The sequence below is a fragment of the Deinococcus sonorensis KR-87 genome (assembly GCF_040256395.1).
In the GTDB taxonomy this organism is placed as follows: Bacteria; Deinococcota; Deinococci; order Deinococcales; family Deinococcaceae; genus Deinococcus; species Deinococcus sonorensis.
In genome coordinates this window covers 1,821,490-1,846,619 of sequence record NZ_CP158299.1, presented here as the reverse complement: position 1 = coordinate 1,846,619, position 25,130 = coordinate 1,821,490, and the positions used below count along the sequence as shown (strand labels likewise).

General features: G+C 68.5%; 22 protein-coding genes. 11 read left to right on the top strand and 11 right to left on the bottom strand.

Annotated elements, in window-relative coordinates; translation table 11 throughout:
• Positions 1–29: 29 nt before the first annotated feature.
• Positions 30–653, bottom strand: coding sequence for a nitroreductase family protein (locus ABOD76_RS14330; protein ID WP_380129707.1), 624 nt, complete (start codon positions 651–653; stop codon positions 30–32).
• Between the two features lie 88 nt (positions 654–741).
• Between ABOD76_RS14330 and ABOD76_RS14325 the strand changes: the two genes are divergently transcribed.
• On the top strand, positions 742–1,125 hold the full coding sequence (locus tag ABOD76_RS14325) for a winged helix-turn-helix transcriptional regulator (protein ID WP_350242641.1): 384 nt from the start codon (positions 742–744) through the stop codon (positions 1,123–1,125).
• A 231-nt stretch (positions 1,126–1,356) separates the two neighbouring features.
• Complete coding sequence (locus tag ABOD76_RS14320) at positions 1,357–3,141, top strand: DEAD/DEAH box helicase (RefSeq protein ID WP_350242640.1); 1,785 nt, start codon at positions 1,357–1,359, stop codon at positions 3,139–3,141.
• A 59-nt stretch (positions 3,142–3,200) separates the two neighbouring features.
• Here the strand turns inward: ABOD76_RS14320 and ABOD76_RS14315 are convergent, their stop codons facing one another.
• Complete coding sequence (locus tag ABOD76_RS14315) at positions 3,201–3,782, bottom strand: thymidine kinase (protein ID WP_350242639.1); 582 nt, start codon at positions 3,780–3,782, stop codon at positions 3,201–3,203.
• 93 nt (positions 3,783–3,875) lie between these two features.
• On the opposite strand from ABOD76_RS14315, the gene ABOD76_RS14310 reads away from it, so the two are divergent.
• Positions 3,876–4,031, top strand: a complete 156-nt coding sequence (locus ABOD76_RS14310) for a hypothetical protein (protein WP_350242638.1) — start codon at positions 3,876–3,878, stop codon at positions 4,029–4,031.
• 60 nt (positions 4,032–4,091) lie between these two features.
• Here the strand turns inward: ABOD76_RS14310 and rpmE are convergent, their stop codons facing one another.
• Positions 4,092–4,307, bottom strand: a complete 216-nt coding sequence (rpmE, locus tag ABOD76_RS14305) for a 50S ribosomal protein L31 (protein ID WP_350242637.1) — start codon at positions 4,305–4,307, stop codon at positions 4,092–4,094.
• A 136-nt stretch (positions 4,308–4,443) separates the two neighbouring features.
• On the opposite strand from rpmE, the gene ABOD76_RS14300 reads away from it, so the two are divergent.
• Positions 4,444–4,959 (top strand): VIT1/CCC1 transporter family protein, encoded by a 516-nt coding sequence (locus ABOD76_RS14300; protein WP_350242636.1) that lies wholly within the window; start codon positions 4,444–4,446, stop codon positions 4,957–4,959.
• 55 nt (positions 4,960–5,014) lie between these two features.
• On the opposite strand, the gene ABOD76_RS14295 is transcribed toward ABOD76_RS14300, so the two are convergent.
• Together ABOD76_RS14295 and ABOD76_RS14290 are read right to left on the bottom strand one after the other, a co-directional pair.
• Positions 5,015–5,809, bottom strand: a complete 795-nt coding sequence (locus tag ABOD76_RS14295; RefSeq protein WP_350242635.1) for a substrate-binding periplasmic protein — start codon at positions 5,807–5,809, stop codon at positions 5,015–5,017.
• A 416-nt stretch (positions 5,810–6,225) separates the two neighbouring features.
• Positions 6,226–6,552 carry a hypothetical protein gene (locus tag ABOD76_RS14290; RefSeq protein WP_350242634.1) on the bottom strand — a complete coding sequence of 109 codons (327 nt, stop codon included), beginning with the start codon at positions 6,550–6,552 and terminating at the stop codon, positions 6,226–6,228.
• Between the two features lie 145 nt (positions 6,553–6,697).
• On the opposite strand from ABOD76_RS14290, the gene mutS reads away from it, so the two are divergent.
• From mutS to polA, 3 genes are all read left to right on the top strand, one after another.
• Positions 6,698–9,235: a DNA mismatch repair protein MutS gene (gene mutS / locus ABOD76_RS14285; RefSeq protein ID WP_350242633.1), complete on the top strand. Its 2,538-nt coding sequence runs from the start codon at positions 6,698–6,700 to the stop codon at positions 9,233–9,235.
• Positions 9,236–9,404: 169 nt separating this feature from the next.
• Positions 9,405–11,066, top strand: coding sequence for a DNA mismatch repair endonuclease MutL (mutL, locus tag ABOD76_RS14280; RefSeq protein ID WP_350242632.1), 1,662 nt, complete (start codon positions 9,405–9,407; stop codon positions 11,064–11,066).
• Positions 11,067–11,148: 82 nt separating this feature from the next.
• Positions 11,149–13,920: a DNA polymerase I gene (gene polA, locus ABOD76_RS14275; protein WP_350242631.1), complete on the top strand. Its 2,772-nt coding sequence runs from the start codon at positions 11,149–11,151 to the stop codon at positions 13,918–13,920.
• 133 nt (positions 13,921–14,053) lie between these two features.
• On the opposite strand, the gene ABOD76_RS14270 is transcribed toward polA, so the two are convergent.
• Both ABOD76_RS14270 and lepB read right to left on the bottom strand, forming a co-directional pair.
• Positions 14,054–14,560, bottom strand: coding sequence for a hypothetical protein (locus ABOD76_RS14270; RefSeq protein WP_350242630.1), 507 nt, complete (start codon positions 14,558–14,560; stop codon positions 14,054–14,056).
• Between the two features lie 70 nt (positions 14,561–14,630).
• Positions 14,631–15,218 (bottom strand): signal peptidase I, encoded by a 588-nt coding sequence (gene lepB, locus ABOD76_RS14265; protein ID WP_350242629.1) that lies wholly within the window; start codon positions 15,216–15,218, stop codon positions 14,631–14,633.
• A gap of 253 nt (positions 15,219–15,471) precedes the next feature.
• Here lepB and galK point away from each other — a divergent pair, with 253 nt between their 5' ends.
• On the top strand, positions 15,472–16,524 hold the full coding sequence (gene galK, locus ABOD76_RS14260) for a galactokinase (protein ID WP_350242628.1): 1,053 nt from the start codon (positions 15,472–15,474) through the stop codon (positions 16,522–16,524).
• A gap of 22 nt (positions 16,525–16,546) precedes the next feature.
• Here galK and ABOD76_RS14255 read toward each other — a convergent pair whose 3' ends face one another.
• Positions 16,547–17,626: a PilT/PilU family type 4a pilus ATPase gene (locus ABOD76_RS14255; RefSeq protein ID WP_350242627.1), complete on the bottom strand. Its 1,080-nt coding sequence runs from the start codon at positions 17,624–17,626 to the stop codon at positions 16,547–16,549.
• A gap of 43 nt (positions 17,627–17,669) precedes the next feature.
• Positions 17,670–18,350, bottom strand: coding sequence for an HD-GYP domain-containing protein (locus ABOD76_RS14250; protein ID WP_350242626.1), 681 nt, complete (start codon positions 18,348–18,350; stop codon positions 17,670–17,672).
• A 230-nt stretch (positions 18,351–18,580) separates the two neighbouring features.
• Here ABOD76_RS14250 and ABOD76_RS14245 point away from each other — a divergent pair, with 230 nt between their 5' ends.
• From ABOD76_RS14245 to ABOD76_RS14235, 3 genes are all read left to right on the top strand, one after another.
• On the top strand, positions 18,581–19,210 hold the full coding sequence (locus ABOD76_RS14245; protein ID WP_350242625.1) for a helix-turn-helix domain-containing protein: 630 nt from the start codon (positions 18,581–18,583) through the stop codon (positions 19,208–19,210).
• Positions 19,211–19,325: 115 nt separating this feature from the next.
• Positions 19,326–20,702: an FAD-dependent oxidoreductase gene (locus ABOD76_RS14240; RefSeq protein WP_350242624.1), complete on the top strand. Its 1,377-nt coding sequence runs from the start codon at positions 19,326–19,328 to the stop codon at positions 20,700–20,702.
• A 14-nt stretch (positions 20,703–20,716) separates the two neighbouring features.
• Positions 20,717–21,658 carry an NAD(P)/FAD-dependent oxidoreductase gene (locus ABOD76_RS14235; RefSeq protein ID WP_350242623.1) on the top strand — a complete coding sequence of 314 codons (942 nt, stop codon included), beginning with the start codon at positions 20,717–20,719 and terminating at the stop codon, positions 21,656–21,658.
• 5 nt (positions 21,659–21,663) lie between these two features.
• Here ABOD76_RS14235 and ABOD76_RS14230 read toward each other — a convergent pair whose 3' ends face one another.
• Both ABOD76_RS14230 and ABOD76_RS14225 read right to left on the bottom strand, forming a co-directional pair.
• Positions 21,664–22,467, bottom strand: coding sequence for an AAC(3) family N-acetyltransferase (locus ABOD76_RS14230; RefSeq protein WP_350242622.1), 804 nt, complete (start codon positions 22,465–22,467; stop codon positions 21,664–21,666).
• 211 nt (positions 22,468–22,678) lie between these two features.
• A complete protein-coding gene (locus tag ABOD76_RS14225) occupies positions 22,679–24,841 on the bottom strand; it encodes a glutamine synthetase III (protein WP_350242621.1) in 2,163 nt (720 codons plus the stop codon).
• Positions 24,842–25,130: the final 289 nt, after the last annotated feature.

Sequence of the window (25,130 nt, the reverse complement as noted above, 5' to 3'; positions counted from 1 at the left end):
GTGGGTCCGGGCCTGCTATTGGGCTGGGATCAGTAGAAGGTGGTGATGCGGTCCACGTTGTGGCGGTGGTGCGGGAAGCCTTCCTCCGCGCGCTTGCCGATCGGCAGCAGGCCGGCGAACTGCACGTGCTCCGGCAGGTTCAGCAGCTCACGGACCTTCTCCGGCTGGAAGCCCAGCATCGGCACGGTGTCGTAGCCGAGGCCGCGGGCGGCCAGCATCACGAAACCGAAGGCGATGTTGGCCTGGGTCAGCGCCCACTGGCCGCGCTGCGCGACGTCCTGGCCACCGAACTGCTGACGCAGGCTCTCGGCGCGGGCCTTGATCTGCTCCTCGCCCATGCTGGCCGGGAAGCTCTGCTCGGCGTTCTGCAGCACGTCCTCCATGTCGCTGTAGACCACGATCACGGCCGGGGCGTTGCTGACCTGGCTCTGGTTGTAGCTCACGTCCTGCAGCTTCTGCTGCAGTTCCTTGTTCTGGATGACCACAAACCGGGTCGGCTGCACGTTGTTGGCGGTGGGGGCCAGGCTGGCCAGCTCCAGGATCTGACGCAGATCCTGCTGGTCCATCGGCTCCTGCATGAACTTGCGGATGCTGCGGCGGGTACGGATGGCTTCGGTGACGCTCAAGGTCTGGGTGGCGGTGGCGTTCGTCATGAACAACATAATTACTCAACTGGTTTAAAAAGTCAAGCAATGTAAGAAGTGATAGATTCACGCCAGGACAGGGGCGTATAGTGGGGTCATGACACAACATCCTGAAGGGTTCTGTCCGGTCTACCGGGCCATCGGGGTGTTGCAGGAGAAGTGGGTGCTGCATATCGTCCGCGCCCTGCTGGACGGCAACAAGGGCTTTAACGAGCTGGCTCGGGCCGTTGGCGGATGCAACAGCGCTACCCTCACGCAACGCCTCGAACAGCTGGAAACGCTGGGCGTCATCCGCAAGAGCACCGACGCGGAGATGGCCGGCAAACTGGCCCGCAGCATCTACAGCCTGACCCACAGCGGCCAGGAACTGCAGAGTGTCATCACCGCCATCGATACCTGGGGCCGGGCGCACCTGGGCAGCGACCCGAAGCTCGAGGCGCCCGCCGAGTGCGTGGAAGCGCCGGCTGTGGTGGCCTCCTGAAGCGCCCCCGGCTCTTCATCTCCTCACTGCGCGCCTAGGCAGCGGGGCGAAATTCCTGTATACTCTTTACTTGGTGTCAGCGACATAGCTGACCAACGACGCGCCCGCCGACAGGCAGGCGCGGCTCCACGGGGTTAAAGTTCCGGTTCGCGGCACGCCAGTGAGTGCAGCTGACGAGTGATGCAAGGCAGCGTGATGTTCGCCGGACGCACACCCCCGGAAAGGACACACATGCAGTTTACTGAACTCGTCAGCCCTGAGCTGAGCGACCTGCTGGCCGCACGCGGCATTCTCGAAGCCTCCCCCATCCAGGAGCAGACGCTCCCCTTCACCCTGCAGGGCCGCGACCTGATCGGGCGCGCCCGCACCGGCACCGGCAAGACGCTGGCCTTCGCGCTGCCGATCCTGAGCAAGCTGACCCCCAGCCGTGAACGTGGCCGTTCGCCGCGCGCCATCATCATGGCGCCTACCCGCGAGCTGGCCAAGCAGGTCTCGGAGGAATTCTCCAAGAGCGGCCCCGGCTTTGAAATCCTGACCATCTACGGTGGCGCCGCCTACGGCCCGCAGGAGAAGGCCCTGATGCGCGGCGTGGACATCGTGGTGGGCACCCCCGGGCGCATCATCGACCACATCGAGCGCGGCAACCTCCGCCTGGACGACGTGCAGTTCGCGGTGCTGGACGAGGCCGACGAGATGCTGTCGGTGGGCTTCGCCGAGGCCATCGAGAGCATCCTGGCCGCCACCCCCAAGGAGCGCCAGACGCTGCTGTTCAGCGCGACCATCCCCGACGGGCTGGCCCGCCTGGCCCGCAACTACCTGGACAACCCGCTGACGGTGGACCTGGTGGGCGAGAGCCGCATGCAGGCCGCCACCAGCGTGGAGCACCTCAAGATCCGCGCCGGGCGCACCCGCACCCGCCTGCTGGCCGACCTGCTGACCATCTACAACCCCGAGCGCGCCATCATCTTCACCCGCACCAAGCGCGAGGTGGACGAGCTGGCGATGGAGCTGATCCACCGCGGCCTGGAAGCCGAGGCGCTGCACGGCGACCTGGCCCAGAGCCAGCGCGAGCGGGCGCTGGGCGCCTTCCGCGCCGGCCGGGTGCGCGTGCTGGTGGCCACCGACGTGGCCGCGCGCGGCCTGGACATTCCGGAAGTGGACCTGGTGGTGCAGTACCACCTGCCGCAGGACCCGGAAAGCTACGTGCACCGCAGCGGCCGCACCGGCCGGGCGGGCCGCACCGGCACCGCCATCGTGCTGTACGGCGACCGCGAGCTGCGCGACCTGCGCAACCTGGAACACGCCACCGGCGTGCACTTCCAGGAGCGCGGCCACCCCACCCCCAAGGAGGTGCGCGACGCCAGCAGCCGCGCCGCTGCCGATCAGGTGCGGAGCGTGGAGGCCCAGTACGCCGAGCCGTTCCAGGCGGAAGCCGAGCGGCTGTTCAGTGAGCTGGGTCTGGAGGCGCTGAGCCGCGCCCTGGCCCGCATCAGCGGCGCGACCCAGCCGACCCGCAGCGTCAGCCTGCTGAGTGGCGAGGAGGGCGTGGTGGCCGTGATGCTGGAAGGCAACCGCATGAGCGTGCCGCGCACCGTGGCCCTGATCGCGCGGTCCACCAACATCGAGAGCCGCAACCTGGGCAAGGTGCGCCTGAGCCAGAGCGGCAACGCCGCCGTGGCCGACGTGCCGGCCGAGGTGGCCCAGCAGCTGCTGAAGCTCTCCCCGCTGGACGGCGAGGTCGAGGTGAGCATTCCCGACGAGCTGCCGGAACTGCAGGAGGTGCGCGAGCGTCAGGGCGGCTTCCGTGACCGTGATGGCGGCGGCCGTGGTCGCAGCTACGGCAACAGTGGCGGTGGCGGCTACCAGGGCAACCGTGGCGGCGGCAGCCGGGACGGCGGCAACCGCAGCAGCCGCTTCGGTGGTCAGGGCCGTGACAGCGGCAGCCGCGACTCGGGCCGTGGCCGCAGCGACTTCAGCGACCGCGAGTTCCGTCCGCGCGACGACGAGCGCCGCTAACACCTGATCTTCCTGAACAGAGGGGGCCGGAAGTTATCTGGCCCCCTTTTGCTGTGCGGTCAGCGCATCACCACATGGTGGACCCTACAGCGCGCCTCGTAGCGTTCCGAGGCGCCCACCAGCAGCACCGGGTCGTCGTAGTGGGCCGGCTGCCCACCGATCAGGCGCTGCGTGCGGGTGGCAGGCGCGCCACAGACCATGCAGATGGCCGTCAGCTTCTCGACGCTCTCGGCCCGCGACAGCAGCTCCGGCATCACGCCGAACGGTTCGCCCCGGAAGTCCAGGTCCAGCCCGGCCAGCACCACCCGGACGCCCTGATCGGCCAGTTCGAGGGCCAGCGGCACCAGCCCGGCGTCGAAGAACTGCGCTTCATCGAAGCCCACCACGTCCGGCAATCCGGCATCCAGATGCTGCCGGACCTGGGCGGTGTTGCCGACCGCCAGTGCTGGGGTCAGCTGTCCGGAGTGGCTGGCGACGTGGGCGGCGTGATAGCGGTCGTCGATGGCCGGCTTGAAGACCGCCACCTGCTGCCGGGCAATGATCGAGCGGTTCAGCCGGCGAATCAGTTCCTCGCTCTTGCCGCTGAACATCGGACCGACGACCACCTCCAGGTGGCCGCCGTGGTAAGGAGACTTGAGCATGACGCTCCGGAGAATAGCAGGGGCCGCCACGTTTTACGGGGCTGTAACGGCCCGGCGGCTACCCTGGGACCGCTACATTGCAGGAGGTACAGCATGAACCAGCAGACAGCCGCCCCCCGGAAGGCCTACACCGCTCCTCAGGTGGTCGCGCTGGGCCAGTGGTCCGCCCTGACCCTCGCCACCTCGGTGATGCCCACCAGCCTGACCAACACGCTGGGCAAGACGCTGTTCGGGCCGAACAACCGCTGAGCGCCCATACAGCAGAGCGGGCCACCCCATATCAGGGTGGCCCGCTCTGCTGTGCTGCGTTTACTTCTTGCGGCGGTAGCTGTCGCCGAAGCGCTTGGTGAACTTGTCCACGCGCCCCTCGGTGTCCACGAAGCGGCTCTCGCCGGTCCAGAAGGGGTGCACGCCGCTCCACACGTCCACGTGGATCTCCGGACGGGTCGAGAGGGTTTCCATCACAACTTTGCCCTGGTAGTAGATCTTGCAGGGCACGGCCTTGGGGTGAATCTCTTTCTGCATGCTGTCCTCCGCCGAGACGTCTGTGTGCGTCAGTCGGCAACTTTGACAGTATAGCATGCTCGACCGGCCGCCGCCTCTCCGAGCAAACCACTCGGTTTGCTTATTGAGAATCCTTCCTGTTAAGGTAGCAAGAACCATGACCGAGGAGCCGCTCACCACCCAGACGCAGGATCACGAGCAGAGTTTCGTGTTGCAGAAGATTCAGCCGGCGCTGCTGGGCCTGATGGACGGCTCGGTCAGCACCCTGGCGCCCCTGTTCGCCACGGCCGGCCTGACCGGACGGCCCATTGACGCGTTCTTTGTGGGGCTGGCGGCCAGCGTGGGAGCCGGCATCAGCATGGGGCTGGCCGAAGCGCTCAGCGACGACGGCAAGGTCTCGGGGCGCGGGCATCCCACCACCCGCGGCATCATCACCGGTCTGGCCACCGTGCTGGGCGGCATGCTGCACACCCTCCCCTTCCTGCTGCCAAACCTGCACACCGCCCTGACGCTCGCCTACGTGGTGGTGCTGGTGGAGCTGCTGGCCATCTCGTTTATCCGCTACCGCTACATGCGCAGCCCGCTGCCGCAGACGGTCATGCAGGTGATCGTGGGCGGCGCAGTGGTGTTCGGGGTGGGCGTGTGGCTGGGCCGGTTGGGGGGCGGCGGTTGAACACCCCCAGCTGGACTATGGCAGCCCTGCTCCAACTGCCCGTCCTGCCCGAGCGTTACAGCACGCAGCTGACGTCCTGGCCGAAGTGTTTCTGGCTCAGTTTGGCGTAGGTGCCATCCTTCTGTAGTTTTTTCAGGCCGGCGTTGAGCGCCGACAGGATTTCCTTGTCGTCGCTGTTCGTCACCACGATGTCGATGTCCTGCGACCACAGCAGCGGGCTCACCTGCACCCGCTTGTCACCGGCCTGCTTGTACATCTTCAGGGCCGCATACCGGTCAGTGACCAGCACGTCAACCGCGCCGGCCAGAAAGCTGATCAGCGCCTGGGCGTCGTCCGAGAAGGCACTGATCTTCTTGTCGAACGGCAGGTTGCGGACGTAGTAGAAGTAGCTGCTGCCGGTCACCACGGCGATGCGCTTGCCCTTCAGGTCCTGCTCCTGCGTGGGACCGCCCGGACGCGCCAGAATCACGCCGCCGCCACACGCGATCGGCTTGGTGAGGTTGACGCCGCCGAGCGGCTGAGGCAGGCGGGTGTCGATGACGGCGTCGTACGCCTTGTTCTGCAGGCCCTGCACCAGCAGTTCCGGCGTGCCCACCCGCTGCCACGTGACGGTGCGAACCTGCATCTGGCGGGCCAGCAGCGAGATCAGCTCAACCGCAAAGCCGTTGAAGGCACCGTCCTCCTGCGCAATCAGCGGCGGATGTGGCGTACTGAAGGCCAGCCGGAAGACCCCGCCCGACTGAATCTGGCTGAGGCTGGCGCCCTGCCCTGGGCCAAGCAGGAGAGCACCCAGGGCAACAGCTCTGGCGAAGACACCGGTGATCGAGCGAGCATGACGAAGTGAAGGCATCCTGGTTTCCCCTCCAGAAGTGACCGGAAACGCCAGCGCCTGCCCAGTCGGGACGAGCATGGTCCTGAACTGCCTGGGCAGCCCTGACGTACAGTCGTTGAGATGTCCTCAGGGTAAAGGTACTGCTCTTAAGAAACTCTTACTATTTGAAGCCGAAACGTGACCCTATTAACAAAGGCGTTTCCTGCGCCGGTTCCTCACATGGCGTCGCTTCGACTAGCATGAAAAAAGAGGAACCTTTCGGTTCCCCTGGCTGGTGCACGGTGCCGGGTCTGACCCGGTGACCTGCTCGCGCGCCCGTATTTCCTTCGAGGTGGACGCCTCCCTCAAGTGCTTCTTCAAACACGACTTTCGTAAAAAGCCAGCTCAAGTAGTATGCCGTCTTCCACGCTGAGAAATGTGAAGCGCAGGGCTCCTCAGGCCTGAAGAGTGGTGCGCCCGAACGCCTTTACTTCTTCGATGGTGTAGGTCATCTCGCGGTCCTGAATGATCTGGAAGCTGTCGGGCGCGTAGTCACGGACCATCTCGTACAGTTCGCTGAGCATCTCCAGCGCCTGCTGTTCAATGTCATCCATGTTGCGCCGGCGGGTGATGGTGTACAGCCACATCTTGGACATGTACTGCCAGCCAGTGTGCTTGAGGTGCTGTTCTTCAGGGGCGGTCACGTGGCGGAGCTGCACCTGGGCCACAGCTGCTTTCTGATGCCAGTCGATGCGGAGGGTCGCCGTTTTGGCTTCAGTCATGCCTCAGTGTAGGTCACAACGGTCGTCTTCATGCACGGTCCTCATGATGAGCCGGGCTGTGAAGCAGGCCAAACCCCCACCAAAGCTTGGGATTCGGGCGCCGGCGTCACGTTGGGGCGCGGGGCTCCCACGCTAGACTACGCCCATGCTTCCGGTTCCCCAGAGCGTCCTGAAGGGGACAGGTCACGGCACGCTACCGCCGATGCTGGAGCAGTATGTGGCGCTGCGCGATCAGCATCCGGATTACCTGCTGCTGTTTCAGTGCGGCGACTTCTATGAGACCTTCGGTGAGGACGCGGAACGCGCCGCCCGCCTGATGGGCCTGACCCTGACCCACAAGTCGAGCAAGGACTTCTCGACCCCCATGGCCGGCATCCCGGTGCGGGCCGCCGACGCGCACATCGAGCGGCTGCTGTCGCAGGGGGTGCGGGTGGCGGTGGCCGATCAGCTGGAGGAGCCGGGCAGCGGCCTGATCGAGCGCAAGGTGACGCAGTTGCTCACGCCCGGCACCGTGACCGAGGAACGCCTGCTCAGCGCTGACGAGAACTTCCTGGCGGCTGTGGCGACCGGTGACGGCTACGCGCTGGCGCTGCTGGACGTCTCGACCGGCGAGTTCCGCTGCGCCAGCTTCGGTACCCGGGCGGCGCTCTACGACGACCTCGCCCGCTGGCGGGCCCGGGAGGTGCTGCTGGCGCCGGAATTGAGCGGGAACGCCGCGCTGCTCGCGGACTTCCAGGCGCGCTTCCCGGTGATGCTCTCCCAGGCGAGCTTCGATGAGGCCCAGACCCAGCGGGAGCTGCTGGATACCCTGGGAGAACTGCCGGCCAGCCTGAACAGTCCGGCCCTGCTGCGGGCCTGTGGAGCGGTGCTGGGCTACGCGCGCAGCACCCAGCAGGGCCGGCTGGAGATGGTGCGGCGCGTCTCACGCTACGAGCCGGGGGCGCACCTGCGGCTGGGCGACTGGGCGCTGCGGGCGCTGGAGGTGTTCAGCCCCCAGACGCCGCAGGCGGGGGCACAGGGCACCCTGATTCACGTGCTGTCCGAGACACGCACGGCGGGTGGACGGCGGCGGCTGCGGGCCTGGCTGCGCGCCCCGATGCGCGACGCCACCAGCATTGGGGCGCGTCAGCTGGCCCTGCAGGCGCTGGTGCGTGCGCCCGACATCCGCCACGCGCTGCGGGCGCTGCTCTACCGCGCCCACGACCTGGAACGGCTGGCGGCGCGGGTGGCGACCCGGCGGGCCGGGCCGCGCGAGGTGGCGGCGCTGGCCCGCACGCTGGAGCTGCTGCCGGAAGCCTCGGCGCTGCTGGAGGGGCAGGAGGGCCTGCTGGGCAGCCTGGCGCAGCGGCTGGGCGGCCTGCCGGACCTGGTGGCGCTGATCCGTGCTGCGCTGGTGGAGGACCCGCCGATTCGCATCGGGGAGGGCGGTCTGATCCGTGAGGGCTTCCACGAGGGGCTGGACGCGCTTCGGCGCGAGGCCACCGCCCACCGCGCCTGGATCGCGGAGCTGGAGACCAGCGAGCGGGTGCGCACCGGTATTCCGGTGCTGAAGGTGGGGTACAACAGCGTCTTCGGGTACTACCTGGAGGTGAGCAGCGCCCACTACGCCAAGGTGCCCACCGATTACACCCAGGTCGCCACCCTCAAGGACCGTGCCCGCTTCACCCGGCCGGACCTGCGCGAGCGCGAACGTGAGATCGCCCGGCTGGAAGGGGCCGCCGACCGGCTGGAGGCGGAGGTCTACAACGAGCTGAGGGACGCGCTGTCGCAGCACGCCGAGCGGCTCAGCGAGGCGGCCGGCGGCCTGAGCGAGCTGGACGTGCTGGCGGCCCTGGCCGAGATCGCCGCCAGCCGCGGCTGGGTCAGGCCCATCACGACGGACGGCCCGCTGCGGCTCAGTCAGGCGCGCCATCCGGTGGTGGAGCAGGCGCTGGGCGAGCGCTTCGTGCCGAACGACGTGCTGCTGCACCCGGAGCGCCGCACCCTGCTGATCACTGGCCCCAACATGGCCGGCAAGAGCACGTACCTGCGGACGGTGGCGCTGTGTGCGCTGCTGCATCAGATCGGCAGCTTCGTGCCCGCGGATCAGGCCGAGCTGCCGCTCTTTGACAGCATTCACACCCGCATCGGGGCCAGCGATGATCTGGCGGGCGGGCGAAGCACCTTCATGGTCGAGATGTCCGAGCTGGCGGACATCCTGCACGGCGCCACCGGCCAGAGTCTGGTGATTCTGGACGAGGTGGGGCGCGGCACCAGCACGCTGGACGGGCAGGCCATCGCTCAGGCGGCATTGGAGGCGCTGCACCGGGTCGGCGCGTATACCCTGTTCGCCACCCACTACTTCGAGCTGACCCGGCTGGAAGGGCAGCTGCCGGGCCTGTGCAACCTCCACGTGGCGGCGGAGGAGGAGACCGGCGAGCACGGCCACCTGGGCCTGACCTTCTACCACCAGGTGATGCCGGGAGCCGCCCGCCAGAGCTACGGGGTGGAGGTGGCGCGGCTGGCCGGCCTGCCGGGCAGCGTGACCGCCCGGGCTGCTCAGCTGCTGAGCGGCCTGAATGCCCAGGGCGACGACGGCCAGCTGAAGCGCGAACTGGCGAGCCTGGACCTCAGCAAGATGACGCCGATGGACGCGCTGATGCTGCTGCAGACCTGGCAACGGGAAGCGAGGGGCGAGGGGTAGACGGCGGCTGGAACAGGCCTGGGGGCAGCAGCGGTTGACGTTCTCCCGATCTCAACTGTGAACCGGCACTGCCCCCTGGAAGGGTGGTTTGTTCTGGGCCCGCTCCTCTCCCAATCGCGCCCCACCTCACCACCCCATTCCGCCATATGCGTAATACTGAGCCGCGACCATGACTGCCATCCGCATCCTGCCGCCCGATGTCGCCCGCCAGATCGCGGCCGGCGAGGTGGTGTCGCGCCCGCTGGACGCGGTGCGCGAGCTGCTGGACAACGCGCTGGACGCGGGTGCCAGCCGCATCGAGGTGGAGCTGGAGGACGGCGGCCTGACGCTGCTGCGGGTGCGCGACAACGGGGCGGGCATCTCGGCCGATCAGGTGCCGCTGGCGCCGCTGCGCCACGCGACCAGCAAGCTGGAGACGGTGGAGCGGGTGACCACCCTGGGCTTCCGGGGGGAGGCGCTGTGGGCGATGAGTCAGGCCGGAAAGCTGCGAATGCAGACCCGCCCGGCCGCCCAGCTGGGGGCGGCCGAGCTGCTGGCGCACGGCGACGACGTGTCGGTCCGCCGCGTGACGGCGCCGGCCGGCACCACCGTGACGGTCAGCGGCCTGTTTTCGCATCTGCCGGCCCGCCTGCGCACCCAGGCGCCGGCGGCCAGCGAGGTGCGCGAGATCACGGCGCTGATGGGCCGCTACGTGCTGCACCATCCGGCCCTGCACTGGCGCCTGAGCGTGGACGGAGAGCCGCGCCTCTCGCACGCGCCCGGCGACACCCGCACGGCGGTGGCCAGCGTGTACGGCCCGCTGAGCGCCAACCGGGTGATCCGGGTGGACCGCACCCAGGACCGCTTGCAGCTGAGCGGCGTGCTGAGCCGTCCGGAGCTGACCCGCGCCCGCCGGGACCGGATGCACCTGTCGGTGAATGGCCGGCCGGTCAGCCTGCCGCCGGAACTGGAGAAGGCGATCATTGACGGCTACGCCGAACTGCTGCCTGCCGGTCAGGCGCCGCTGTGCGTGCTGGACCTGACGCTGCCGCCGGAGGACGTGAACCCCAACGTCCACCCGGCCAAGGCGGTGGTGGCGCTGGCCGACCTGAGTCAGCTGGCCGGGCTGCTGAAGGAGGCGGTGGCGGCCGCCCTGCTGAGCACCCCGCTGGCCGGTCCCGCCCCGGCGCTGCGCATGCCCGGCGCCGCGCCGGCCCAGGCCAGCGGCCACTTCCCGGCGCTCACCGCGCTGGGTGTGCATGCCGAGCTGTACCTGCTGGCCGAGGGCGAGGGCGACCTGTGGATCGTGGACACCCACGCCGCCCACGAGCGGGTGCTGTATGAGCAGCTGGGCCGCGCACTGGACGAGACGCCGGCGCTGGAGCTGCCGGAGCCGGAGCTGCTGCAGCTGACGCCGGTCCAGCTGGCCCGCCTGCACGAACGCGGCGACGAGCTGAGAAGCTGGGGCCTGGACATCCAAGACTTTGGGGCGGGGCTGGCCCGGCTGCGCAGCCTGCCCGCCGCCTTTGCCGCGCTCGCCGTGCCACGCCTGCACGAACTGATCGTGGAGACGGCCCTGGGCGACCTGCCGGACCCACGCCGCGAACTGCTGGGCCGGCTGGCCTGTGCCCCGGCGCTGCGGGCCGGCCACGTCACGCTGGGGCTGGGCGCCCGGACGCTGGAGCAACTGGGCACCTGCGACCAGCCGTGGGCCTGTCCGCACGGCCGTCCCACGGTGCTGCGGCTCTCGGAGCGCGATCTGGCGCACGCCTTCGGCCGCCGCTCCCCGCGTGATCTGGCACGGGGCCGGGACGTGACGGAGCGTCCGGTGGTGGCCGAGGCAGCGGAATAGGCTGGACCACTCCGCCAGCAATCTGCCCCAGACAGAATTCTGTCTCGCCTTTCTTGTCTCCTGCAGCGCCTACAATACCGGCATGACTGCTTCCGCCCCCACCCCCTCGACCCTCGTCCTGATCGACGGGCATGCGCTGGCGTTCCGCTCGTACTTCGCGCTGCCGCCGCTGACCAACCGGCAGGGCGAGGCGACCAACGCCATCCTGGGCTTTCTGCGCCTCACGCTGCGGCTGGTCAAGCAGCGCAGCAATCAGGTGATCGTGGTGTTCGACCCGCCGGTCAAGACCTTCCGCCACGAGCAGTTCGACGGCTACAAGTCGGGCCGCGCCGACACGCCGGCGGATCTGCCCAAGCAGATCAACCGCATCCGCGAGATCGTGGACGCGCTGGGCCTGCCGCGGCTGGAGGAACCCGGCTACGAAGCCGACGACGTGATCGCCTCGCTGACCCGCAAGGCCGAGGGCACCGGGATGCAGGTGCGGATCGTGACCAGCGACCGCGACGCCTATCAGCTGCTGGACGACCACGTGAAGGTGATCGCCAACGACTTCTCGCTGATCGGGCCAGAGCAGGTGCTGGAGAAGTACGGCGTGACGGTGCGGCAGTGGGTGGACTACCGCGCCCTGACCGGAGACGCCAGCGACAACATTCCCGGCGCGAAGGGGATTGGACCCAAGACCGCCTCCAAGCTGCTGCAGGAATACGGCACGCTGGAGGGCATCTATGCGGCGGCCCACGCCGGCACCCTGAAGCCGGACGGCACCCGCCAGAAGCTGCTGGACTCGGAGGAGGCGGTGCAATTCAGCCACCAGCTGTCGTCCATGGTCACCGACCTGCCGCTTGAGGTGGAGCTGGGCAGCGGGCGGCTGCCGGGCAACCCGGCGCGCCTGGACGAGTTGCTGACCGAGCTGGACCTGCACTCGGTGAAGCGCGACGTGGCCGGGCTGAACGGCCAGGAGAGCGTGATGCCGGACAGCGTGCTGGAAGCGGAACATCAGGCGGGCGGCGAGGGCGAGGACCGTGAGCCGGCCGCCGGACCCCTGGCCGTGCCCCGGCAGGCCGAGTGGCGCACCCCGCGCGAGGGCGTGGTGTGGGGCTACCGCCTGTCGCGCGAGGACGACCTGACGGCGGCGCTGCTGGACGCCGCGACCTTCGAGGCCGATGACGCGGCCGGCGTGGTGCGGGTGGCCCCCACCCGGCAGCCGGACGAGTGGTCCCCCCAGGACCCGGCGGGCGCGCAGGACGGTCTGTTCGGCGGGGAGGCGGGCGCGGCCCCGCTGACCAAGACCCAGCAGAAGGCGGCCGAGAAGGCGCAGCGAGAGCGCGAGAAGGCGGCGGCCCGGCTGCGCGAACAGTTCCCGGCCACCGTGGACGAGGCCGAATTCGTCGGGCAGCGCTCGGTTACGGCAGCCGGGGCCAAGGCGCTGGCCGCCCACCTGAGCGTGCGCGGCACGGTGGTGGAGCCGGGCGACGACCCGCTGCTGATGGCTTACCTGCTGGACCCGGCCAACACCACCATGAGTGCCGTGACCGAGCGCTACCTGGACCAGCGCTGGCCGGATGACGCAGCGGGCCGGGCGGCCCTGAGCGCCCAGCTGCTCCACCACCTGCCGGCCCAGTTGGACGACGCCCGCCGCACGCTCTACGACCAGATGGAACGGCCGCTGTCGGCGGTGCTGGCGCGGATGGAGGTACGGGGTGTGCGGCTGGACAGCGCCTACCTGCGCGGGCTGGCGATGTCTACCGGCGCGCGCATTGCCACGCTGGAACAGCAGATCTACGCCCATGCGGGGCGTGAATTCCAGATCCGCAGCCGCGACCAGCTGGAGGCGATGCTGTACGACGAGCTGGGCCTCGCCAGCGGCAAGAAGACCAAGCTGGCCGGCAAGCGCAGCACCGCCGTGGCCGCGCTGGAGCCGCTGCGCGACGAGCACCCGATCATTCCGGCGCTGCTGGAATTCCGCGAGCTGGAAAAACTGCGCGGCACCTACCTCGATCCGCTGCCGAACCTGGTCAACCCGCGCACCGGCCGGCTACACACCACCTTTGCCCAGGCGGCCGTGGCCACCGGGCGGCTGAGCAGCCTGAACCCCAACCTGCAGAACATCCCGATCCGCTCGGAGGTGGGCCGCGAGATCCGCAAGGGCTTCATCGCGGACGACGGGTACTGCCTGATCGCCGCCGACTACTCGCAGATCGAGCTGCGGCTGCTGGCGCACATCGCGGACGATCCGCTGATGCAGCAGGCCTTCCAGGAGGGCGCCGACATTCACCGCCGCACCGCCGCGCAGGTGCTGGGTCTGAACGAGGCCACCGTCACGCCGGACCAGCGCCGCGCCGCCAAGACCGTCAACTTCGGCGTGCTGTACGGCATGAGTGCCCACCGGCTCTCCAACGACCTGGGCATTCCCTACGCCGACGCCGCCGGCTTCATCGAGACGTACTTCAGCACCTACCCGGGCATCCGCGCCTACATTGACCGGACGCTGGAATTCGGGCGGCAGAACGGCTACGTGGAGACCATGTTCGGGCGGCGCCGCTACGTGCCGGAGCTGACCAGCGGCAACCGCAACGTGCGCGAGGCCGGCGAGCGGGTGGCCTACAACATGCCGATCCAGGGCACCGCCGCCGACATCATCAAGCTGGCGATGATCCGGCTGGACCGGGAACTGGAACCGCTGGGCGCCCGGCTGCTGCTGCAGGTGCACGACGAACTGCTGGTGGAAGCGCCCTCCGAGCGCGCCGATGAGGTGGCGGCCGTGATGCGCGAGATGATGGAAGGGGCGATGGTGCTGAAGGTGCCGCTCCGGGTGGAGGTGGGCACCGGCCCCAACTGGTACGACGCCAAGTAAGCAGGCGAAGAGCGGGGCTGCCCGCCGAATGCCACGGGCAGCGGGCGTGAACCCCTGCCTCCCCTTTCAAGTCTCTCTGAACGATGCGCCAGCCCTCATCCTCGGGCTGGCGCATCTGCTCATCTCCTCTGTCTCAATTGAACTTCAGGCTGCTCAAGGCCGCTGCGAAGATCGGCGCGGACTTGCTGAAATTGGCCTGAGTGTCGGTCAGCTGGAAGCTATAGAAATTCTTGGCCCCGTTGCCGAACCACAGCCGCATCCGCACCGGATGCTTCTTCTGGACCATGTCGTAGGTCCGCAGGATCCCGGCCACGCCGCCGTAGCTGACATTCTTGCTGCTGACCAGCTTCAGGGTGTTGCCGCCCTGCTTCACCGCCTGTTCGAAACCGGCGAATTCATCCGTGAGCACCAGCTTGCGGCCCTGCTTGGGAATGAAGTTGAAGCGCATCAGGGCCGCGCCCGCCTTCGGCGCCGACGCCACGCTCAGGCCGGAGATGTTGTCCTTGAACTGGACGCCCACCCAGGTCTTGGGCACGCTGACCGAAAAGGGCAGCTTGGGGTCCGAGACCCGCACCGTCTGGGCCGAGGCGCTGGCCAGGGCCAGCAGCGCTGCCGTCATGAACACTCTGGTCGTCTGCATGAGCGCACGTTAACGGGTCTGCATGAGCCGCGCTTCACAGTCTGCTGACCAGCCCCGGGGCAGAGCGGCTTCAGGGTGCAGCTGACCCGCCCAGGCCCAGATGCAGGTTGGCGGGCCCCGCCACGTCCGAGAGCGACACCGGACCGTAGTAGCGGGAATCCACGCTCTCCCCGATGATCCGGTTATCGCCCAGCACATAGATGCGGCCCGGCGGTACTCGCACCGCCGGCTCGTCCTGCGGCGTGTCGCCGCTGGCGTACGGCTCCGCCAGCGGGTGGCCATTCAGCTGCACGTGGCCGCCGCTCACGCCCACCGTGTCGCCGGGCAGCCCGATCACCCGCTTGATGTTGTAGGGCCGGTAGCGCTGCCCGAACAGGCCGGTCTGCCAGGCGTACTCGCTCTCCGCCGGCGCCTTGAAGATCACGATGTCGCCGTGCCGGGGGTAGCCGTCCCACACGCCCCAGGCGCGCAGCCAGCGCGGGTATTTGAGCAGCAGCGCCACATCTCCGGAGTGCAGGGTGGGGTTCATGCTGCTGCCGTCCACCCGCGCCAGCGTGAACAGAAACGTGATCACCAGCCAGATGGGCAGCGCGGCGCTCAAGATCCACTCGCGCCAGAATCGGCGCAGTGGGGAGCGGGCGGTGCTCGGTTCAGACACCCGGCCATGCTAGTGGATGCAGTGAGGGCAGGTGACCCAGAGCCAGCGTGTGAGCGCCCCAGGAACCCTCCGAAAGCACTGGGCCTTTCCGTCTGCTGATCGGCCGGGTCGGGGCAGGGCCGCCCACTGCAGATGGATCGCCCTCCCGGCCAGACGGGCCGCTCAGCGCATCAAAAGCCGCCGCCCGGCCCTGCAGAACACCCCTTCACCAGTCCGACTGTACGGCCGCGTCAGCCCCTATGATGGGGCCACTGTGACCAACCACGACCCCCATACGGCCGCTTTTTCGAAGCTCTTTGGCCACCAGCCGCAAGCCAGCGCCAGCGCGCCGGGCCGCGTGAACCTGCTGGGCGAGCACACCGACTACCAGGGCGGCTTCGTGCTGCCGACCGCCATCCCTCAGCAGGCCACCGTGCTGCTGAGCCGCAACGGCCTGCGCCAGCACCGCCTGCACAGCGCCAACCTGGAGCAGACGCTGGAGGTGGAGGTGGGCTCGGTGGGCACCGGCTTCGCGCCGTATCTGACCGGCTGCCTCAACCTGACCGGCACCCAGGAAGGTATGGACGTGTACATCCACAGCGACGTGCCGTCCGGCGGCCTGTCGAGCAGCGCGGCGCTGGAACTGGCCACCCTGCGGGCGCTGCGGCAGCTCTCCGATCTGAAGCTGGATGACGTGGAGCTGGCCCTGATGGGCGTGCGGGTTGAGCATGAGTTCGTGGGCGTGATGTGCGGCGTGATGGATCAGATGGCCAGCAGCCTCGCCAACACCAGCGCGATGCTGTTCCTGGACACCCGCAGCCTGGAGCGTCAGGTGCTGCCGTTCCCGGCCGGGGCCGAGGTGCTGGTGCTGGACAGTGGCGTGCCGCGCCGGCTGGCCGAGAGCGGCTACAACACCCGCCGCGGCGAGGTCGAGGAGGCCAGCCGTCAGCTGGGCGTGGCCCAGTTGCGCGACGTGCGGGACATTCAGCAGATGGAGACGCTGCCGGAACCGCTGCGCCGCCGGGCCCGGCACGTGGTCTCTGAGAACGCCCGGGTGCTGGAGGCGCTGCACGCGGACGCCGCCCACTTCGGGCAGCTGATGAACGCCTCGCACGCCAGCCTGCGCGACGATTACGAGGTGTCGCATCCGCAGGTGGATGAGCTGGTGGCGCTGCTGCAGGCGCATCCGCAGGTGCTGGGCGCCCGCATGACCGGCGCCGGCTTTGGCGGCGCGTGTGTGGCGCTGGTAGTGGCCGGTCAGGCGTCGGCGGTGACCGCCGAGGTGCTGCCGCGCTACAGCGGCCAGGGCAAACAGGTGGTGCCCTGAGCTGAAGCGGGCCTGAGCCGCCTCAGGCGAACTTCTGGGCCATCAGCTTGATCTTGACCTCGTGGGCGCTGGTGGCCGACTGCATCGCGTCCTCCTCGCTCATCAGGCCGGACTGCACCAGCTGCACCAGATGCTGGTCGAAGGTGTGCATGCCGCGCAGGCCACCTTCTTCCAGCGCCTGCTTGATCTCCTCCATCCGGTCCTGGTCCTTGATGCAGTCGCGCACCGTGGGCGTGCCGAGCAGGATCTCCATGCCCAGCACCCGGCCGCCGCCCATCCGGGGCAGCAGGCGCTGGCTCACCACGCCCACCAGACTCTCCGAGAGGCCCAGCCGGATCTGATCGCGCTCGTGCGGGGCGAAGAAATCGATGATGCGGTTCACGGTGCGGATGGCGTCCAGGGTATGCAGCGTGCTGAACACCAGGTGGCCGGTCTGCGCCGCCGAGAGGGCCGCCTCCACCGTCTCCTTGTCACGCATCTCGCCGATCAGAATCACGTCCGGGTCCTGCCGCATGCTGGCGCGCAACCCGGCCGAGAAGCTGAGCGTGTCGGTGCCGAGTTCGCGCTGTGAGATGGTGGAGAGCTGGTCGCGGTGCAGGATCTCGATCGGGTCCTCCAGCGTCACGATGTTGAGCGGGCTGGTGGCGTTGATGTAGTTGATGATACTGGCCAGGGTGGTGGTCTTGCCGCTGCCGGTGGGGCCGGTCACCAGGATCAGCCCCCGTTCGTTGGCGGCCAGCTCCTCGAAGGTGCTGCGCGGCAGCCCCAGCTGCTCAAAGCTGGGGATCGGCTTGTCCTCAATGACGCGCATGATCAGGCCAATGCTGCCGCGCTGCCAGTAGGCATTCACCCGGAAGCGGGCGATGCCCTGCACGCCGTACGCGAAGTCCGATTCACGGCGCCGCACGAAGTCATCCCACAGGTCCGGGCGGCCCATCATCTCGCGGGTAAAGGCCTCCATATGCTGCGGGGTCAGGCTGGCCTCGCCGTACCGCCGGATCAGACCGTTGATTCGTCCCATCGGCGCGCTGCCCGCCCGCAAATGTACATCGCTGGCCCCGTCCTTGACGATGGCCCCCAGCAGACTGTGCAACACGCTCATGCTTCTTAGGGTAGCGGTGGGCGTCTGACAGAAAGGTTGCAGCTCAATCGGGTTGAGACGTGGTCCAGGCGCCCGGATACAGCTCGTGGATCAGCTGCTCGAAGACCGGAAACAGGCCGGGGTCAAACTGCCGGCCTACCTGCGAGCGCATCTCTTCCAGCGCGGCGGTGGGCCCCCAGGCCGGCTTATAGCTGCGCTGGTGCGTCAGCGCGTCAAACACGTCGCACAGGCTGAACAGCCGCGCCTCCAGCGAGATCTGCTCGCCGCGCAGGCCGCGCGGGTAGCCCTGGCCGTCCCAGCGCTCGTGATGCTCGGCGATCACGGTCAGTGCGGCGGCGGGAAGACCGTCCAGCGCCCCGGCGATGCACTGGCCAGCCCACACGTGGCCGCACAGCACCTCGCGTTCCCAGGCATGAAGCGGCCCGGCCTTCTGCAGCAGTTCCATCGGCACCGTCAGCTTGCCGATGTCGTGCAGCCGCGCACCCCAGCCGAGTGCACGGCAGCGCTCAGGCGGCACATTCAGCCGGCGGGCGAACTGCTGGGCCAGATGGGTGACGCGAGTAGTATGCCGGTCAGTTTCTGCGTCTCGCTCTTCCAGAAGGCGGGTCAGTCGGCCCAGCAGCAGCTGCCAGCGCGGCGCCAGTGACCCACAGGAGGCCCCGGCGCCCCAGGGCGCCAGTCGGGACGGCACCTGATCGTGCACGGCTCCCCGCATCAGAATCATGCGGTCTCCTTCATGTGTCCGCACATTGTATCCAGCCGCGATCCGTACTGGGCTGAGAAACCTTCAGAAATCTGAACCTCTCCAGCAGAACTGTAGCGTAAAGAGTTATTAAAGAAACTTTTTGGTTGCTAAAATTGTGACGTTGGTGTACACTGTGTTCAGCGTTGGGATTGGTCGGGAACGGCCCGGACCACCCCCCAACTTTCTTTCACTGACCCAGGAGGCCAGATATGCTCCTTGACCGAACCACTGACAGCAAGACCATTGACAAGCACACCTTCGTCGACACCGTCAGCCACCGCCCCGGCTCGGTGATCCTGTACCCCGGCAAGAGCGAGATGCTCTACCGGGTGGCCAGCGGCCTGGTGCGCATTCACACCATGGACGACGACGGCAACGGCCTGACCCTGCGCTACGTGCGCCCCGGCGACTACTTTGGCGAGGAGGCCCTGGCGGGCCTGAACCGGCAGTACTTCGCGGAGGCCGTCACCGACAGCACCGTGGACGTGATTAACCCGGCCCTGATGAGCGCCGAGGACAACCTGCTGGTGACCACCCACCTGGTTCGCACGCTGGAACGCGCCTACGAGAGCATCTACCGGCTGGTCGGCAAGCGCCTGCGCGCCCGCATCGCCGGCGAGCTGCTGGAGCTGAAGGACACGGCGCTCGCCACGGTGCAGCCGAGCGGCGAGACCATGATCTACGCCACGCACGACGAGCTGGCCGCGGCCGTGGGCTCGGTCCGCGAGACTGTGACCAAGGTGGTGGGCGAGCTGAGCCGCGAGAGCGTGATCAGCGCCGGCTACGGCAAGATCACCCTGCGCGACGAGAAGGCCCTGGCCCGCATCGCCGCCGAGTAAGACTCCCTCTTCACCAGACGCCCCGGCTCCGGCCGGGGCGTTTTCGTGTACCGGGCCGGAGACACGTCCAGATTTGCCCTATCCACCCCCTTTACGTCATTGGTACACTTGCGTCATGACCGCCTTTACCCAGGACCGTCCGCTGCGCGTGCTGATCGTCGGCAGTGGACCCAGCGGCGTGTTTGCCGCCGAGGCCCTCATCAAGCAGGACACGGTGCCGGTGTCGGTGGACGTGCTGGATCGGCTGCCCACCCCCTACGGGCTGGTGCGCTACGGCGTGGCGCCGGACCACCTCAAGATCAAGAGCGTGGTGAGCGGCTTCGAGCGCACCCTCAACGACCCGCGCGTGCGCTTTCTGGGCAACGTGGAGTTCGGCCGCGACCTGACCTACGAGGATGCCAAGGCGCACTACGACGCGCTGATCTACACCTTCGGGGCCAGCGCCGACCGCCGCCTAGGCATTCCCGGCGAGGACCTGGAAGGCAGCATGAGCGCCACCGAGTTTGTGGCGTGGTACAACGGCCACCCGGATGCGGCGGCCCGCGACCTGCTGCTGCACGCCCAGGGTGTGGCGGTGGTGGGCGTGGGCAACGTGGCGCTGGACGTGTCCCGCATCCTGGCTAAGAACGTGCAGGAACTGGCCGAGTCGGACATCGCGCCGCACGCCCTGAAGGCGCTGGACGCCAGCCCGGTGCGCGACGTGTACATCCTGGGCCGGCGTGGCCCGGCGCAGGCAAAGTTCACCACCAAGGAACTGCGTGAGTTCGGAGAGCTGCACGACGCCGACCCGGTGGTGCGCCCCGATGAGGTGATGGTGGACGAGGCCAGCGAGGCCCAGATCACCGACAACACCGTCAAAAAGAACCTAGAGGTGCTGCGCGGCTTCGCGGCCCGTGCCCCGGAGGGCAAGGAGCGCCGCGTCCACCTGCGCTTCCTGGTGTCGCCGGTGGAGGTGCTGGACGACGGGCAGGGCCGGGTGGGCGGGCTGAAGATCGAGCGCAACCGGCTGGACGAGGCGGGCAACGCGGTGGGCACCGGCGAGTATGAGGTGCTGCCGGTGCAGATGGTGCTGCGCAGCGTGGGCTACCGGGGGGTGCAGGTGCCGGGGGTGCCGTTCGATGAGCGCCGCGCGGTGATTCCCAACAGCCAGGGCCGGGTGGAGGGCCGGGTCGGCGAGTACGCCGCCGGCTGGATCAAGCGCGGCCCCAGCGGCGTGATCGGCACCAACAAGGCCGACGCGGTGGAGAGCGTGCGGCAGCTGCTGGACGACGCGGCGGCAGGCACGCTGCCGGCGGCCGCCCAGCCGGGCCGGGAGGCCGTGGACGCGCTGCTGAGCAGCCGTCAGGTGGAAGTGGTGACGCTGGCCGACTGGCAGGCGCTGGACCGCCACGAGCTGGAGCAGGGCCAGGCGCAGGGCCGCCCGCGCGCCAAGGTGGCGCACCGGCACGAGATGCTGCACATCATCCGCAGCCAGCGGGTCGTCAAGTCGTAACGGTCGGCCCGGCGATGATGGAGCCGCTGCCGCTCGCCCCTGCCACCGACGTGCTGATCGTGGGTGGCGGTCCGGCTGGGCTATACGCCGCCTTCTACGCGGCGCTGCGCGGCGTGTCGGTGCGGCTGATTGAGGCCCGGCCGGAGCTGGGCGGGCAGCTGAGCGCCCTGTACCCGGACCGGCGGGTCTACGACGTGCCGGCCGCCCCGAACGCCTACGCCGACCAGCTCGTCGCGCAGCTGGTGCGGCAGCTGACGCCATTCGCGGTGGACGTCCGGCTGGGCGAGCTGGTCACCGCCCTGGAGCCGGACGGCGCCGGCTGGGTGGTCGGCACCGACCATCAGCGCTACCCGGCCGGCGCGGTCATTCTGGCCGCGGGCCTGGGCGCGCTGCGGCCCAGGCCCGCGCCGGAACCGGGCATGCACACCGACTGGCCGCAGCCGGGCGAGCACCGGGGCCAGCGGGTGTGGGTGCAGGGGGGCGTACCGCAGGCCACCCAGGCCGCCCTCCAGCTGCACCAGCAGGGGGCACAGGTCACGCTCAGCCACCGCCGGGCGCTGTTCCGCGGCACGCCTCGGCAGCTGGAGGCGCTGGAACAGGCGCGGCGGGCGGGCGGGCTGCAGGTGGTGGCGGCCGCGGCGCCGGACTGGCAGCCGCCGGAGCCGCAGGACGCCCGCTACTTCCTGAACAGCTACCTCCCGGACCTGACCCCACTGCAGGAGTGGCCCCTGGGCTGGCAGGGTGAGTACGTGCCGGCCGGACCGGACGGCCAGACCCGGCTGCCGGGGGTGTATGTGGCCGGCGACCTGAGCAGCGCCGGCGCCGACTTCAAACTGATCTCGGTGGCCTTCGCGCAGGCGGCGCTGTGTGCCAACCACGCGGTGTATCACGTGCGGCCCGAGCTGAAGGTGCGGCCCGGCCACAGCAGCGACCGTCGCCTGAGCTACCCCGACTGACGCGGTCAGCGCAGCGGCTGGTGCTGTCTGGGCTTCAGCCCCTGCTCGCGGACCATCCGGCGGACCTGCTGACAGCGGCAGCTGGGAAAGGTGCACAGCAGCGCCTCCGGGTCCTGCTGCAGCAGCTGCACCGTGGCATCCACCAGCTCGCGCACGCGGTAGAGCCGCAGCCGCGACTTGCCCACCTGGACGGTGCGTGGCCGGACGTAAGGCGCCAGATGATCAAAATCGGCCGAGCAGTTGGGGAAGGCGGTCGGGACCACCCGGCCGTCCTGCGGCACGTATTTGGTCAGCAGCGGCATCCCGGCCAGATGCTCGCCGTAATGAATGCTGGTGTTGCTGCTGTGGTCCACCCCGACCAGCAGGGCGTAGCCGTCCAGGTCATACAGCGCGCCGATGGGCGCGTAGGGGCTCGCCAGCGTCTGGGTATCCAGAATGGCCTGCGCATGTCCACCCACCGCTGCAAAACTCAGCGCGGGATGGAAGGAGCGGAGGGTGTCGGGCCGCTCGATTAGCAGCTGAGGAATCCGCCCGATGTCGCGGCTGACCCGGGTATCGCGCCGGAACTGGGCGTGGATCGGTGCATCCGGCCCACGCACGATGGTCTGATAGCTGAAGGCCGGCACCACCAGCGTCTCGGTGTGCTGTTGCAGCGCGTTGACCAGCACCTCTGCGCCGCCCTCCAGCTGTCCGAAGGAGCGCAGGCTGCTGTGGGCGATCACCTGCTGCCGTCCGTCCAGACCCAATGCAGTCAGGCCCTCGGCCAGCTGCTCCGGCGTGACGGTGGTCCGGCGGGCAAGATTGAGCATCGTTTCAGTGTACGCCCGTCGGTCCACGGCGGCGAGCCTTCACGTTACGAAACCGCTCAGGCACGGCAAAGCAGTGCCAGCGGTCCAGCACCAGGGCGGGGCGAACCAGTGGTGATACTTTGGCTCGCCCCGCTGCGGTATTAAGGACCGTCTCCCCTGTTGAAGCGGGGCCGGGCATTGACGCCCGGCCCCGCCCCACGTTTCTCTGTCCTTACTTGATGAAGAGCATCTGCCGGTAGTTCGGCAGCGGCCAGTGCTTGCCGGCCACCACCCGCTCCAGCCGGTCAGCGGCCTTGCGGACCTCCAGCATGGCGGGCAGCACCTGATCGCGCATGTGGTGGGCCTTGTCGTGGATTTCCTCGCCGCCGTCGGCCTCGTTGACGTCGCGCAGGGTCTGCAGCGCCGTGTAGAGGTCGTCGGCCAGACCGGCCACTTCCTGGCTCAGGCCCTGGACGGCCCGGCTCTTGCTCTCCACCTCACCCAGTTCCGCGAGGTAGCTGACGGCTGCCGGCAGGATCATGGTCTGGGCGATGTACTCGGTGGTCTCGCCCTCGATGTTGACCGTCTTGAAGTAGATGTCGTACATGATCTCTTCGCGGGCGCGCACCTCGCGCTCGTTCAGCACCGAGAACTTGCTGAACAGGGCCACGTTCTTCTCGCTGCTGAACTGCTCGATGGCGTCCAGGGTGGTGCGCAGGTTCAGCAGCCCGCGCCGCTCGGCCTCCTGGTGCCACGCCTCGCTGTAGCCGTCGCCGTTGAACACGATGCGCTGGTGCTGGGCATAGGTGCTGCGGACCACCTGCACCACCGCCTCGTCCAGGCTCCGCTTGCTGCGGCTGCCGTTCAGGCGCTCGCGCAGTTCGGCGGTGAGCTTCTCCACCGCGTCGGCCACGATGGTGTTCAGCACCGTGATCGGCAGGCTGATGCTCTGGCTGCTGCCGGCCGCGCGGAACTCGAACTTGTTGCCGGTGAAGGCAAAGGGGCTGGTGCGGTTGCGGTCGCCGGCGTGGCGCGGCAGGTGCGGCAGCACGGTGCTGCCCAGGCCCAGCAGGCCGGCGGCGGTGCCGCGCCCGCCCTGGCCGCTGGCCAGCCGGTCCAGGATGTCGGTCAGCTCGTCACCCAGGAAGATGCTGATGATGGCGGGCGGCGCCTCGTTGGCCCCCAGCCGGTGATCGTTCTGGGCGCTGGCCACCGACACGCGCAGCAGGTCCTGGTGCTCATCCACGGCCTTGATGACGGCCGCGCAGAAGAACAGGAACTGCATGTTCTCGTGGGGGGTATCGCCCGGGTCCAGCAGGTTCTCGCCGCTGCTGGTGCTCATGCTCCAGTTGCAGTGCTTGCCCGAGCCGTTCACGCCGGCAAAGGGCTTCTCGTGCAGCAGCGCCACCAGGCCGTACTTGCGGGCGGTGTTGCGCAGGATCTGCATGATCAGCTGCTGGTGGTCGGCGGCGATGTTGCTCTGCTCAAAGATCGGCGCGATCTCGAACTGGCCGGGCGCCACCTCGTTGTGGCGGGTCTTGACCGGAATGCCCAGCGCGTACATCTGCTTCTCGGCGTCGGCCATGAAGCTCAGCACCCGGTCCGGAATGGCGCCGAAGTAGTGGTCCTCCAGCTCCTGACCGCGCGGCGGCTTGGCCCCGAACAGCGTGCGCCCGGTCATCACCAGGTCCGGGCGGGCGAAGTAGTACTCCTCAGCGATCAGGAAGTACTCCTGCTCGGCGCCCAGCGTGCTGCTCACCCGGGTGGTGTCCACGCCGAACAGCTTCAGCGCCGGCATCACCGCCTGGTTCAGCGCCTCAATCGAGCGCAGCAGCGGGGTCTTGAGGTCCAGCGCCTCGCCGGTCCAGGACGCGAAGGCGGTGGGAATGCACAGGGTCGCACCGTTGCTGTGGCGCATGATGAACGCCGGGCTGGAGGGGTCCCAGGCGGTGTAGCCGCGCGCCTCGAAGGTGGCGCGCAGGCCGCCCGACGGAAAGCTGCTGGCGTCCGGCTCGGCCTGGATCAGTTCCTTGCCGGAGAAGCTGGCGATGGCGCTGCCGTCGCTGGTGGGCGTCAGGAAGCTGTCGTGCTTCTCGGCGGTGCTGCCGGTCAGCGGCTGGAACCAGTGGGTGTAGTGGGTGGCGCCCTTCTCCATGGCCCAGGTCTTCATGGCCAGCGCGACCGTGTCGGAGATGGCCGGGTCCAGCGTCTGGCCGCGCTCCAGGGTGCCCTGCAGGCTCTTGTAGACCGGGCGGCTCAGCCGGTGCCGCAGCTCTTCCATCGTCAGCACGTCGCTGGCGAACACCTCGCTGATCACGGCGCCGGGGGTGTGGTCGGTGAAGTCTTCCAGACGCCAGCTTTTGGCCGCGGACAGCACGTCGAATTCCTGTTTCATGGGCATTCCTCCTGGGCAACCGCCGGACGCATCCTCACGGCCCGCATGCCTCCGAGTATAGGAGGGCCGGACTCCACACGTCAACGCGAAACGGGTCAAATTGGCGAATCTGGCCAGTTCAATCCTGAAATTTGCCCAGTTTTCTGGTCAGACGTTCGACTTTGGCGGGACATTCTGCCAAAATTTTGAGGACAAGTCGCAAAACTGACCGTTCAGGCTCACCGGCCAGGTCGCGGCACGTATCATCAGAGGCAGCCATGCCGACCCCCCTCGTTTCCCCGGAGACCCG